13 protein-coding genes are annotated in these 12956 nt (G+C 74.3%); 11 read left to right on the top strand and 2 right to left on the bottom strand.

Annotated elements, in window-relative coordinates; genetic code table 11:
• Positions 1-219 precede the first annotated feature (219 nt).
• Entirely contained in the window at positions 220-582 is a 363-nt protein-coding gene (locus O7606_RS03535) for a hypothetical protein (protein ID WP_281597546.1), read from the top strand.
• A gap of 124 nt (positions 583-706) precedes the next feature.
• On the top strand, positions 707-1330 hold the full coding sequence (locus O7606_RS03540) for a response regulator transcription factor (protein ID WP_281597547.1): 624 nt from the start codon (positions 707-709) through the stop codon (positions 1328-1330).
• Between the two features lie 26 nt (positions 1331-1356).
• On the opposite strand, the gene O7606_RS03545 is transcribed toward O7606_RS03540, so the two are convergent.
• Entirely contained in the window at positions 1357-2628 is a 1272-nt protein-coding gene (locus O7606_RS03545) for a hypothetical protein (protein ID WP_281597548.1), read from the bottom strand.
• Here O7606_RS03545 and O7606_RS03550 point away from each other — a divergent pair.
• From O7606_RS03550 to O7606_RS03590, 9 genes are all read left to right on the top strand, one after another.
• The gene (locus tag O7606_RS03550; RefSeq protein ID WP_281597549.1) at positions 2620-2754 is read left to right on the top strand and encodes a hypothetical protein; all 135 of its coding nucleotides are present in this window, start codon (positions 2620-2622) and stop codon (positions 2752-2754) included. The genes O7606_RS03545 and O7606_RS03550 overlap by 9 nt on opposite strands.
• Positions 2755-2762: 8 nt before the next feature.
• A complete protein-coding gene (locus O7606_RS03555) occupies positions 2763-3677 on the top strand; it encodes a phosphotransferase (RefSeq protein WP_281597550.1) in 915 nt (304 codons plus the stop codon).
• Positions 3678-3734: 57 nt separating this feature from the next.
• A complete protein-coding gene (locus O7606_RS03560; protein ID WP_281597551.1) occupies positions 3735-4508 on the top strand; it encodes an SDR family oxidoreductase in 774 nt (257 codons plus the stop codon).
• On the top strand, positions 4505-5581 hold the full coding sequence (locus O7606_RS03565) for an aldo/keto reductase (RefSeq protein ID WP_281597552.1): 1077 nt from the start codon (positions 4505-4507) through the stop codon (positions 5579-5581). The genes O7606_RS03560 and O7606_RS03565 overlap by 4 nt, the downstream gene beginning before the upstream one ends.
• A gap of 70 nt (positions 5582-5651) precedes the next feature.
• A complete protein-coding gene (locus tag O7606_RS03570; protein ID WP_281597553.1) occupies positions 5652-6506 on the top strand; it encodes a fumarylacetoacetate hydrolase family protein in 855 nt (284 codons plus the stop codon).
• Between the two features lie 37 nt (positions 6507-6543).
• Positions 6544-7278, top strand: a complete 735-nt coding sequence (locus O7606_RS03575) for a (Fe-S)-binding protein (RefSeq protein ID WP_281597554.1) — start codon at positions 6544-6546, stop codon at positions 7276-7278.
• Positions 7275-8732, top strand: a complete 1458-nt coding sequence (locus O7606_RS03580; RefSeq protein WP_281597555.1) for a LutB/LldF family L-lactate oxidation iron-sulfur protein — start codon at positions 7275-7277, stop codon at positions 8730-8732. Before O7606_RS03575 ends, O7606_RS03580 begins: the two co-directional genes overlap by 4 nt.
• Positions 8729-9382 carry an LUD domain-containing protein gene (locus O7606_RS03585; RefSeq protein WP_281597556.1) on the top strand — a complete coding sequence of 218 codons (654 nt, stop codon included), beginning with the start codon at positions 8729-8731 and terminating at the stop codon, positions 9380-9382. Before O7606_RS03580 ends, O7606_RS03585 begins: the two co-directional genes overlap by 4 nt.
• Before the next feature lie 201 nt (positions 9383-9583).
• On the top strand, positions 9584-10843 hold the full coding sequence (locus O7606_RS03590) for a cellulose-binding domain-containing protein (protein WP_281597557.1): 1260 nt from the start codon (positions 9584-9586) through the stop codon (positions 10841-10843).
• Positions 10844-10980: 137 nt separating this feature from the next.
• Here O7606_RS03590 and O7606_RS03595 read toward each other — a convergent pair whose 3' ends face one another.
• The gene (locus O7606_RS03595; RefSeq protein WP_281597558.1) at positions 10981-12549 is read right to left on the bottom strand and encodes a pectate lyase; all 1569 of its coding nucleotides are present in this window, start codon (positions 12547-12549) and stop codon (positions 10981-10983) included.
• Between the last annotated feature and the right edge of the window lie 407 nt (positions 12550-12956).

A 12956-nucleotide genomic window follows, 5' to 3' on the forward strand; every position in this document is an offset into this window, starting at 1 on the left:
GCCGGCACGCCGCTGGCGCCGCTCGCTTCGCACCTGAACATTCCACTATGCGGGGCGGCGGAGGCCAGTCCGGAGAATCATCAGTGGCGGAATTCTCACCGTCGCCCCGGCCGGCGGGGTGGCACATCGGAGGGTGGACCGGGCAGATCAGGCCGGAGTCCGGGCACCTCCCACGGGTACGGGCTTCCGGCCCGCCGGTCGCTCTGGTGCGCTCGACCGATGGTGATCGATCCGGATGCGTCGACGAGTCCGTTCGTCGGTGACCTCCTTCTCACCCTGGCCGGCGAGGGACGCCTGGTGCTGGACGCGGCGCAGGCGGAGGAGGCCGTCGCCGAGCTGGAACGTACCCTGTCCGCGGTCCGGGCCCGGCTGCGCGTCCTGCGGATCTGGCGGCACGGGCCGCCGCAGGGAGTCGACGACATTCCCGACGATCTCGCCCCGGACGTGGTCGACGCGGTCTTCACCGACCAGCTCGCGCCGGGCCGGCTGGAGGCGGCGGCGGTCGAGCTGCCCAAGTACATCGAGGCGCTGCGCCGGGCCCGGACCGCGCCCGGGGGCGCCGGTCGGTCCGTCCCCGGCTGAGCCGCGTGGACGTGGACCCGCACGACCGGCGTGGCCCGGATGAAGACCGTGTGGAGACGGCGTGGAGATTTTCTGGAGGGCGGTTCCGGAGACTGTCGCGGCACGTACGACAGTGGAGGTTGCGGTGGACAAGGTTCGGCTCGTCCTGCAGGCGTCAGACCCGCTCAGCCACGCGGGACTCGCCAGTTTCCTGCGCTCGTGCCCGACGGTCGAGCTGCTGCCGGCCGGTGACCCGGTCGGGGCCCAGGTGCTCGTGTTCGGCTGTGAGCAACTGACCGTGGACGTGGTGGCCGTGCTGCGGCGCTCGGCGGCGCAGACCGGCCTGCCGGTGGTCCTGGTGCTCCGGGAGATCACCGAGAGCGAGCTGCTCACCGCGGTGGAGTGCCGGGTGGTGGCGGTCCTGCCGCGGGCGGCGGTGACCGGCGAACGGTTGGCGCACAGCGTGCTGGCGGCGGCCAACGGCGGCGGCGTGCTGCCGCCGAACCTGGTCGGTGAGCTGCTCAAGCACATCGAACGGTTGCAGCGCGAGGTGCTCGCGCCCAACGGCCTGAACGCCTCCGGGCTGACCCCACGTGAGGTCGACGTGCTGCGGCTGATGGCCGACGGGCTGGACACCGGCGAGATAGCCGGCCGGCTCTGCTACTCCGAACGGACCGTCAAGAACGTCATCTACGGCGTGACGCACCGGTTGAAGCTGCGCAACCGTTCCCACGCGGTCGCCTACGCGCTGCGCGCCGGCCTGATCTGAGCGGCGGCGTCCCCGGACGCCGCCGCTCAGGTCGGCTTCTCGTCGAACGTGCCGAGCAGCAGCATGTCCCCGGGGATCGCGCTCGTGTTCAGGCAGATGTAGTTGTGCTGCGGGAAGAGCAGGTTCTTCAGCGCGAACACGGTGATCGCCGTGGGACTGAAGGAGAGCTTGTCGGCGAGCTTCGCGGGCAGTTGGGCGCGGATCTGCTGGTTGACCTGGTCCCCGAGCGAGTCGCTCTTGCACGGCCCGCTGCCCGAGAACACCCCCTGGACCTCGACCGCCTTGCCGGTTACGGCGATGCTGACCCGCTGGTCACGACCCGAGCCGGTGATGCTCAACGGCAACGAGGCCCGGACCACCGCCGTGTACGAGGACGAGTACTGCTGGTCGCCGCAGGTGGTGCAGTCCCAGAAGCACGGGTAGCTGGTGATGCACCAGTGTTCGTTGTACGCGACGGTCTTCACCTCGCTGCCGCCGTACGACAACTGGCCGTCGCTCTGGCAGGTGAAGGTGGTGAAGGCCAACTGCCAGGCGACGTCGTTCCCACCCACCACCGAGTACGTGTAGTCGGTGATCGACCCGCCGCCCTCCCAGGACTGGGATTCGCGGTGGTTGAGCGAGCTCAGGTTCACCTGGCCGGTCACGCTGCCCTGGGTGACCCTGGCGGTCCAGGCCCGGTGCTGGCCACCGGGGTTCTCTCCGGTGAGCGTCCAACCGGCCGACATGCTGGCGGGCAGGACGTTCTGGAACACCACCTGGGAGCGGATCATCAGGCTGGCCGACTGCCCCAACGGCAGCGGCTCGGGCACGTCGTTGAGGAACGCCTGGGAGTACTCCAGCAGCGGCCGGCCCCCGGTCATGATGAACAGTTGCAGGATGTCGTTGCCGGCGGGCGTCCGGAGCGGTCGGAAGACGAAGTCGTTGGGGCGCAGCGCGTCGGTGACCGGCACGTTGGTGAGGTCGAGTCGGTTGATGACGAACTGGACGGGGTGGTAGGCGAAGTACGCCTTGACCGCGTCGTTGAAGGCGATCTTGGTAGCGTCGTCGAGCTCGATGTTGCTCACCGTGAACGCGCCCTGGCCCATGTCCAGCGTCACGGTCAGGACGTTGTGGTCCACCCCGTCCACGGTGACCTTCCCGGCGACCTTCTGGAGCCGGATCGCCGCGGTCAGCGTCTCGCCGCTGACGACGTCCGGCGGGTCACAGTCCTCGGGGCCGCCGCCGTACCGGGTGCACGACTGCACCGAGGAGCCGTCGAGCAGCCGCATCCGCAGCAGCGCGGTGGGACGATGGTCCACGGTGGGTTGCACGGCGGTCCGGGTCGGCTGCTGGAGCCGCTCTGCATGGTCGTCGACGAGCCGGCGGGGGCGGCGTACGAGCGTTGGCTCGCCGCGTCCTGGCGGCACGCGCTGCCGGAAGGCTGAGCACGCCGGTGACCGATCCCGACGCCCTGCGGCGACGCCTGACCGACCGGTGGGGGCTGGCCGAGCTGGAGCTGGTGGGCAGCGGCCTGGAGTTCACCGTCTTCCGGGCGCGCGGCCGGGACGGCCTCCCGGTGGCCGTCCGGCTGGCCGACCGTCGCTTCCGGTCCAACGCCAACGACCCGCGCGTGGACACCCGGGCGCTGCTGGTCCAGGAGTACGCCGTCACCCGGCACCTGTCCGCCGCCGGGTTCGCGGTCGCCGAGCCCGTCGGGCTGCGCCTGGCCGACGACGACAGCACGCCCGACGTGCTCGTCTCCCGTTACGTCGCCGACGACGGCAGTCCGCTCGACGGGCGCCTGCTCGGCGTCACGCTGGCGCGTCTGCACCGCCTGCCGCCACCGCCGGCACTCGTGCCGGTCGCCGCGGAGGGCGTCGGCACCGCCCGGGCGCTCACGACCCGCGTCCTGCGACGATGGACGGAGGTGGGCCACCTGGTCGCCGACTGGCCCGCGCCGCCCCCGGTCGGGCCGCTGGCGTGGGCGTTCGGCCGCGTCGGCACGTCCGGCCTGGTCCACCTGGACGTGCGCGGCGACAACGTCCGCCGGGTCGGCGGCCGGATCGGGGCGTTGCTGGACTGGTCGAACGCGCTGCGCGGCGACGCCACCGTCGAGTTCGGCCGGCTCGTCGAGTACGCCCGGCACCCCGAGAACGACCTCGACCTGCCGGCGGTCCGGGCCGGCTACGCCCAGGTCGCCCCGCTTCCGCCGGACGACACCCCGACGGCGCTCGCCTGCCGCCTCGACGCGGCGCTGATGCTCGCTCTCGTCTTCCTCTCCGAGGCGCCGGACCCGCGACGCGGGCCGGGGGCGGCCGACCGGGCCCGGACCCTCGCCGAGCGGTTCACCCTCAGCGTCCGGCGGTGACGCCCACCTGGCGGGCGGTCCGGCTAACCTTGCGGGGTCCGGAGGAGGGGAGGCGAGATGGGCGCGGTGACGGCCGACGGCGAGCTGGCCGGGCTGACCGCCCTGGTCACCGGTGGCGGTTCCGGCATCGGCCGGGCCACGGCGGCGCTGCTGGCCGGTCGGGGGGCCCGGGTCGCGGTGCTCGACGTCGCGCCGGGCGGCACGCCGGAGCCGGTGGCCGCGTTCGTCGGCGACATCGGTGACGACGCGTCGGTCCGGTCGGCGGTGGCCGCCGCGCTGGAGCACCTCGGCGGGCTCGACATCCTGGTCAACAACGCCGGCGTCGGCGCGCTGGGCACCGTGGAGGAGAACACCGACGAGGAGTGGCACCGGGTGCTCGACGTCAACGTCGTCGGCATGGTCCGGGTGACCCGGGCCGTGCTGCCGGCGCTGCGCGCCTCGTCGGGCGGCTCGATCGTCAACGTCTGCTCCATCGCGGCCACCGCCGGGCTGCCCCGCCGGGCGCTCTACTCGGCGAGCAAGGGCGCGGTGCTGGCGCTCAGCCGGGCGATGGCGGCGGATCTGGTCGACGCCGGGATCAGGGTCAACTGCGTCAACCCCGGCACCGTGGACACCCCGTGGGTCGGGCGGCTGCTCGACCAGGCCGACGACCCGGCGGGCGAGCGGGCGGCGCTGGCCGCCCGGCAACCCACCGGCCGACTGGTCACCGTGGACGAGGTCGCCGCCGCGGTGGCGTACCTGGCCGGGCCGGGCGCCGGGGCCACCACCGGCGCCGTCCTGGCGGTGGACGGCGGGATGGCCGGGCTCCGGCTGCCGACGGCCCGCCGGTGAGCGCCCCGGACCGGGCCGGCGGCCCGGCACGCCTGAGCGCCCCGGCACGCCTGAGCGCCCCGGGCCAGCCCGGCGGCGAGGTGCCGGCAACGTCGCTGCCGCGGGCCGACGTGCGGCTGTCCCGGCTGGCGCTCGGCGTCGCGCCGCTGGGCAACCTCTTCACCCCGGTCGACGACGGCACCGCCGTCGAGGTGGTGCGCCGGGCCGTCCGCCTCGGCGTGACCTACCTGGACACCGCGCCGCACTACGGGCTCGGCCGCGCCGAGCAGCGCCTCGGCGCGGCGGTGGCCGCCCTCGGACCGGACGACCCGACCCCGGTGATCTCCACGAAGGCGGGCCGGCTGCTGCGCCCGCTGCGGCCCGGCGAGCCGGTCGACCCGCAGGGCTTCGTGGACGTGCCGCCCCTGCGCCGGGTCTGGGACCTCTCCGCCGACGGCGTGCGCCGTAGCCTCACCGAGAGCCTGGCCCGGCTGGACCTGCCCGCGGTGGACCTGCTCTACCTGCACGACCCGGACGACTTCGAGACCGAGGCGGTACGCACGGCGCTGCCCGCCCTGCTCGACCTGCGGGCCGCGGGGGTGGTCCGGGCGGTCGGCGTCGGCATGAACCAGCCCGGCATGCTGACCCGGTTGGTCCGGGCGTTCGACCTCGACGTGGTGCTGCTGGCCGGCCGGTACACCCTGCTGGACCAGAGCGGGCTGGCCGAGCTGCTGCCGCTGTGCGCGCGGCGCGGCGTGGGCGTCGTGGTCGGCGGGCCGTTCAACAGCGGCCTGCTGGCCGACCCCCGCCCCGGCGCCCGGTACGACTACGTCGCCGCGCCACCCGAGCTGCTGGCCCGGGCCCGGGCGATGGACGCGCTCTGCCGGGAGCACGGCACCACCGTCACCGCCGCCGCGTTGCAGTTCCCGCTCGGCCATCCGGCGGTGGTCTCCGTCCTGGCCGGCATGCGCTCGCCGGCCGAGGTGGCGCAGAACGTCGCGGCCTTCACCACCCCGGCGCCCGCCGCGCTGTGGACGGCGCTGCGCGCCGCCGGCCTGCTGCCACCGCACGTGCCCACCCCGACCGACGGCTGACGCCGACAGTCGAACCCCCGAACCGGACCCGGACCGTCACCGGGACGTGGACAGCCGAAGGAAACAACAGATGAAGCTGATGCGAGTCGGGACGCCCGGCGCGGAACGACCGGTGCTGCGGTTGAGCGAGCACGACCACCGTGACCTGCGTCCGGTCACCGCGGACTTCGACGCCGCGTTCTTCCGCGACGGCGGGCTCGACCGGGTGCGCCGGGCCGTCGACCAGGGCGCCCTGCCCCGTACCGACATCACCGGCCTGCGGGTCGGCGCGCCGATCGCCCGGCCCGGGGTGGTGCTGTGCATCGGGATGAACTACGCGGCCCACGCCGCCGAGTCGGGCGCGACGCCGCCGGGGCAGCCGGTGCTGTTCTACAAGTCGCCGAACACCGTCGTCGGCCCGTACGACACGGTGCTGGTCCCGCGTGGCTCCCGCCGTACCGACTGGGAGGTGGAGCTGGCCGTGGTGCTGGCGGCGCCGGCCCGCTACCTCGACTCCCCGGAGGAGGCCGCCGGGCTGATCGCCGGGTACGCCGTCTCCAACGACGTGTCCGAACGCGCCTTCCAGCTCGACGACTCCGGTGGCCAGTGGTCGAAGGGCAAGAGCTGCGAGACGTTCAACCCGCTGGGCCCGTGGCTGGTCACCCCGGACGAGGTCGGCGACCCGCAGGCGCTGGGCCTGCGCAGCCGGGTCAACGGCGAGCCCCGGCAGGACTCCCGGACCGCCGACATGATCTTCCCGGTGCACTACCTGATCTACCATCTCAGCCAGTACCTCGTCCTGGAGCCGGGCGACCTGGTCAACACCGGCACCCCGGAGGGGGTGGCCCTGTCCGGGCGGTTCCCGTACCTGGCCCCCGGCGACGTGGTCGAGATGTCCATCGACGGGCTCGGCGCCCAACGGACCCCCGTCGCGGCAGCGGGCTGAGCCGGTGACCGGCAGCCCGGACGGGAGGCGGTGAGAGATGCGCGTCGCGCTCTTCGTCACCTGCGTCAACGACCTCGTCTACCCCGGCACCGGGCGGGCGGTGGTGCGGATCCTCGAACGCCTGGGTCACCGGGTCGACTTCCCGCAGGCGCAGAGCTGCTGCGGGCAACTGCACGCCAACACCGGCTACCGGCGGGAGACGCTGCCGCTGGTCCGGACGTTCGTGACCGCCTTCGCCCCGTACGACGTGGTGGTCGCGCCGTCCGGCTCGTGCGTGGCGATGGTGCGTGACGCGTACCCCCGGCTGGCGGCGGACGACCCGGAGTTGTCCGCGGCCGTCGCCGCGCTCGCCCCCCGGACCCTGGAGCTGTCGGAGTTCCTGGTCGACGTGCTCGGCGCGACCGACGTCGGCGCGTCGTTCCCGCACCGGGTCGCCTACCACCCGACCTGCCACGGGCTGCGGGCGCTGCGGCTGGGCGACCGGCCCCGCCGACTCCTCGCCGCCGTACGGGGGCTCGAGCTGGTCGAGCTGGCCGAGGCGGAGCAGTGCTGCGGCTTCGGCGGCACCTTCGCCCTGAAGAACAAGGAGGTGTCCACGGCGATGCTGGCCGACAAGTGCGCCGCCGTCACCGCCACCGGCGCCGACTACCTCGCGGCGGCCGACAACTCCTGCCTGGCCCACATCGGCGGCGGTCTGGCCCGTCGCCCGGGCGCGCCCCGACCGGTCCACTACGCGGAGATCCTGGCCGCCGGCCCGGAGGCGGACCGGTGACCGGCACCGGGCGGATCAGCGCCGCCGAGCCGTTCGCCACGGCGGCGCGTCGGCAGCTCGCCGATCCGTTGCTGCGGGCCAACCTGCGCCAGGCGACCCGGACGATCCGGGGGAAACGCGCCCGGGTGGTCGACGAGGTGCCCGACTGGGAGGCGCTGCGCGCGGCGGGCGCCGCCGTCAAGGACGACGTGCTCGCCCGCCTGCCCGAGCTGCTGGAGCAGTTCGAGGCGGCGGCGACCGCGGCCGGCGCGCGGGTGCACTGGGCGCGGGACGCGACCGAGGCGTGCGCGGTGGTCACCGACCTGGTCCGGGCCACCGGCGTCGACGAGGTCGTCAAGGTCAAGTCGATGGTGACCCAGGAGATCGGGCTGAACGAGGCCCTCGCCGCCGCCGGGATCACCGCGGTGGAGACCGACCTGGCCGAGCTGATCGTGCAGCTCGCCGGGGACACCCCCTCGCACATCCTGGTGCCGGCCATCCACTACAACCGGCACCAGATCCGGGACATCTTCCGCGCCCACCTCCCCGGCGTCGACGTCGCCCGGTTGACCGCCGAGCCGGCGGCGCTCGCCGAGGCGGCCCGCCGCCACCTGCGGGACCGCTTCCTGGCGGCCCGGGTGGCGGTCTCCGGGGCCAACTTCGCCGTCGCGGACACCGGCTCGCTGGTGGTGGTGGAGTCCGAGGGCAACGGCCGGATGTGTCTGACCCTGCCGGAGACCCTGATCTCCGTCGTCGGCGTGGAGAAGATCGTGCCGACCTTCGCCGACCTGGAGGTCTTCCTGCGGCTGCTGCCGCCGTCGGCGACCGGCGAGCGGATGAACCCGTACACCTCGGTCTGGACGGGCGCGCGCCCCGACGACGGGCCCCGGGACGTCCACGTCGTGCTGGTAGACAACGGGCGCAGCGACACCCTCGCCGACGGGGTGGGCCGGCAGGCGCTGCGGTGCATCCGCTGCTCGGCCTGCCTGAACGTCTGTCCGGTGTACGAGCAGGTGGGCGGGCACGCGTACGGGTCGACCTACCCGGGCCCGATCGGGGCGATCCTGTCCCCGCAACTGACCGGCCCCGACGGCGGCCACAACCGCACCCTGCCGTTCGCGTCGACGCTCTGCGGCGCGTGCTACGACGTCTGTCCGGTGCGGATCGACATCCCGCAGGTCCTGGTGCACCTGCGCCAGATCGGCGTGGACGCCCGCCGGGACCGCCCCTCGGCCGAGCGTGTCGTGCTGCGGGTGATGTCCACGGTGCTGCGGGACCGCCGCCGGTACGCGTCGGCGCTGCGGGCGGCCCGCCGGGGCACGGCCCCGCTGCGCGGGCTGGCCGGCGGCCGGGGCACGGTGCGTCGGCTGCCCTGGCCGCTGTCCGGCTGGACGGCCAGCCGGGACGCGCCCCTGCCCGCCGCGCAGACGTTCCGTGAGTGGTTCGCGGCGCGTACCCCGGGGCGGCCGGAGTGACCGCGCGGGCCGAGATCCTGGCGCGGCTGCGGGCGGCCCGCTCCGCCTCGCCGGTCGCCGTGCCGCGCGACTACGACCGGCGGGGTGAGCTCGGCGACCCGGTGGCGGTCTTCGCCGACCGGGTCGGCGACTACCGGGCCGGGGTGTACCGGACCGACCCGGCGGGCCTGGCGGAGGTGCTCGGTGGGCTGCTGCCCGCCGGCCGGGTCGTGGTCGTGCCCGCCGACGTGCCGTCGGAGTGGGTCGCCGGCTGCCGGGGCCGGATACTTCGGGACGGGCTGCCGGTCCCGCTCACCGTGGCCGAGCTGGCCGCCGACGGGGTGTCGGTGCTCACCGGGTGCGCCGTGGCGGTGGCCCCGACGGGCACGCTGGTTCTCGACGGCGGGCCGGGGCAGGGCCGGCGGGCGCTCACGCTGCTGCCCGACCACCACGTGTGCGTGGTGGCCGGCGGGCAGATCGTCGGCGGCCTGGCCCCGGCGCTGGCCCGGCTGCCCGACCCCACCCGACCGCTGACCTTCGTCTCCGGGCCCTCGGCGACCAGCGACATCGAGCTGGACCGGGTGGAGGGCGTCCACGGGCCGCGCCGGCTCGACGTGGTGATCGTCGGGCCGCGGCGGGGCGGCGCGGCCGACCCGGATTGCGTCCCATAGACGTGTGTCTCTAACCTGAGGGGGTGTCGTCGCCGGACGACCGCACGGGCTGGCGGGGCGTTCCGGCGGGCGAGGCGACGCGTGGGAGCCGAGGAGTACCGCCGGGCGGCACAGCCGTGTCGGCTGTCGCCGCCGTACCCCCACCCTGCCGACACCGGCGTCCCGCCGGACGGCAGCACTCCCGAGAGGACCACGACCCTGATGAGGGTTTCCACACCGTACCGTCGCGCCCGCCTGGCCGCCGGCCTGGCGGTGGTGCTCGCCGCCACGACCGCCGTCACCGTCACCGGGCTCACGCTGGCCCCGACCGCCCGGGCGGCGGGCGGCTGCCAGGCCAGCTACGTCGCCAACGTCTGGCCCGGCGGGTTCACCGCCTCCGTCCGGGTCACCGCCGGGGACACCCCGCTGAACGGATGGACGGTCTCCTGGACCTACGGCGGGGACCAGCGGATCACCAGCGGCTGGAACGCCCAGGTGACCCAGAGCGGCGCGGCCGTGACCGCGGTCAACATGCCGTACAACGGGTCGGTGCCGGCCGGTGGCAGCGTCGAGTTCGGGGTGCAGGGCACCTACGCCGGCAGCGCCGCCGCGCCCACCGGCATCACGGTGACCGGCGCCGGCTGTGGCGTCGCGCCCACCACCCCACCCCCGCCCACCACCCCACCCCCGCCCACCACGCCGCCGCCCCCCAGCACGCCCCCGCCGACCACGCCCCCGCCGACCACGCCCCCGCCCACGACGCCGCCCCCCACCACGCCCCCGCCGGGGACGGGCTGCGGCTCGGCCGCCTTCTGTGACGGCTTCGAGGACCAGACCGGCGGCACGCCGTCGGGCGCCTGGGCCGTGAGCTACCCGGACTGCCAGGGCGCCGGGACCGCCACCGTCGACAGCGCCGTGGCCCGCACGGGCAGCCGCTCGGTGCGGATCAACGGCGCCACCGGCTACTGCAACCACGTCTTCGTCCGGGCCAACCGGGACCTCAGCGGCCTCGGCGCGGTGCGGTACGGCCGGTTCTGGGTACGGCACACCACCGCCCTGCCCACCCAGCACGTCACGTTCCTGGCCATGCGCGACGCCAACGACGGCAACCGGGACCTGCGGATGGGCGGCCAGAACGGGGCCCTGCAGTGGAACCGCGCCTCGGACGACGCCACCCTGCCGGAGCAGAGCCCGGCCGGGGTGGCGTTGAGCATGCCGTTGCCAACGAACCGCTGGACCTGCGTCGAGTTCCTGGTGGACGGGACGCAGGGCCGGCTCCAGACCTGGGTGGACGGCGCCGCGGTCACCGGCCTGACCGCCGACGGCACGCCGACCCACGACGTCGACGGCCAGTGGCTCAACCGCGCCAACTGGCGGCCCAACCTGACCGACCTGCGGTTGGGCTGGGAGAGCTACGGCGAGGGCGCGGACACGCTGTGGTTCGACGACGTCGCGATGGGCGGCAGCCGGATCGGCTGCTGACCCCCGTCCGGCCCGCCTGCCCGGGGCAGGGGAGACACCGAAGGGCGGGTGCCGTCACGTGCGACGGCCCCCGCCCCGGTGGCGTACGTCGGGTGACCGGTCCGGGCCGGCGCGTGCGGCCCGGACGGTCGACCACGTCAGCTCGCGTAGGTCTCGAACTCGGCGACCCTGGGCGTGCCGCTGGCGCTGGTGATCTCGAAGTTGATCTTCTTCAGTGAGGTCCGGGCGAAGCTGACGGCCGCCGCCCCGCTGCCGGTGGCCAGCACCGCGCCGGTGTCGTTGTTGACGATCCGCCACGACCCGATGGTCCCGCCGCCCGGGGCCACCCGGATGTTGACCCGGGAGACCGTGGTGGCCGAGCCCCACTTGACCGAGACGCGGCCGGTCGAGCCGCTCGGCGACCAGTAGGTGCCCAGGTTGCCGTCGGTCACGTTGCCGTAGCTGGTGCCGCTGGCCTTGCTGGAGCCGTCGGCGTCCGCCCCGAGGCTGAGATTGGTCCCGCTCGGCTGGCTCGGCGTCGGGGTGGGGTTGCTCGGGGTCGGCGTCGGGTTGGTCGGCCCCGGCGTGGGGTTGGTCGGCGTCGGGGCCGGCGTCTGCGGCGTGCAGCTACCGTCGGACACCTTCAGGCCCTTGTTCGCGCCGGCCGTCTGGCTGACCACGCTCGGCACGCAGCTCGCCCCGTCCAGGCTGTAGGAGTAGGGGACGCTGACGGTGGCGTTGGACGTCATGCCGGGGCCGGCCGGGTAGGTGTCGCTGCCCGCGGCGGACCAGGTCACGTTGTCGAGGATGTTGCCGTTGGCCTGCCAGTACCCGCGCTCGCTGGTGTAGAAGGTGCCGAGCACGTCCCGGGCGTCCTTGAAGTAGTTGTTCTCCACCCGGGCCCGCGCGCCGGCCCGGGAGTTGATGCCCGACTCGTTCAGCCGGTTGTAGTGGTTGTTGTAGATGTGCGCGACGCCGCCGCGCAGCAGGGGCGTACGGGAGTCGATGTTCTCGTACAGGTTGTGGTGGTACGTGACGTAGCCGTTGGAGCGGTCGCTCTCGCTGGACCCGACCAGCCCGCCCCGGCCGGAGTTGCGCAGGATGCTGTACGACAGGGTCACGTACTGGGTGTCGTCCTTCATGTCGAAGAGACCGTCGAAGCCCTGGTCCTCGCCGCCCGAGGCCTCCAGGGTGACGTGGTCGACCCAGACGTTGCGTACGCCGCTCTCCATGCCGATGGCGTCCCCGCCGTTGGAGGTGGGCGAGCCGGACTTCTTGACGTTCCGGATGGTCACGTTCTGGATGATGATGTTGCGGGCCTCCCGGATGTGGATGCCGAGCTGGTCGAAGACGGCCCCGCCGCCGACCCCGACGATGGTGACGTTGCTGATCTGCTTGAGCTCGATCACCCCGGCGGCGGTGTTGCAGCTGTTGCCGGAGACCTTTGCGGTGTTGCCGTGGTTGATGGTCCCCTCCACCTGGATGATGATCGGGGTGCTGCTGCTGGCCCGGGTGCACAGGGCGGTGTGGATCGCGGTTCCCGTGGTGGCCCGGACGGTCTGCCCGCCCGCCCCGCCGGTGGTGCCGCCGTTGAGTGTCGCGTAGCCGGTGGCGCCGCCGGCCGCCGCCGAGGCCTGGGGGGTCGGCAGGGCCACCGCGATCGCGGCGCCGACGGCCGTCGTGGCCAGCGCCGCCGCCTGCAGTCGTCGTACGACTGGTCGTCTCATCGTTGCTCGCTTTCGTCGTGGGGGTGCGGTGTGGGTCGCCGCCGCTCCCGGTGGGGCAGTGGCCGGCCACCGGCGGGGCGGGGGTGGGTGGGACGGGCGCCGGCGCGGGAACGGTCGCCGGAGCGACGGGGGACGGTGTCCGTCGCGGTGGGGAAGTGGTGGTGGAGGGCGGGTGGTCAGGTCATGGGGACGGTCCTCACCATCGGAAAGCGCTTTCCTCTCTCGTGAGAATAGGTAGATGTCTGTGGATCTGCAAGGGCGGGATCGGTCGACCCCCCGGAGTTCCGGCGCGCCCCGGGCGGTCGGCCCGCAGGCGGGGATCCTGGTCGGGGCGGTGGTCCGGGCGGACGTACGCGGGGCTCCGCGCGGAGGGTCGTGGCTGGGGCCCGGCGGGGCCGGGAGGTCGT

It is taken from the genome of Micromonospora sp. WMMD882, from assembly GCF_027497255.1.
In the GTDB taxonomy this organism is placed as follows: Bacteria; Actinomycetota; Actinomycetes; order Mycobacteriales; family Micromonosporaceae; genus Micromonospora.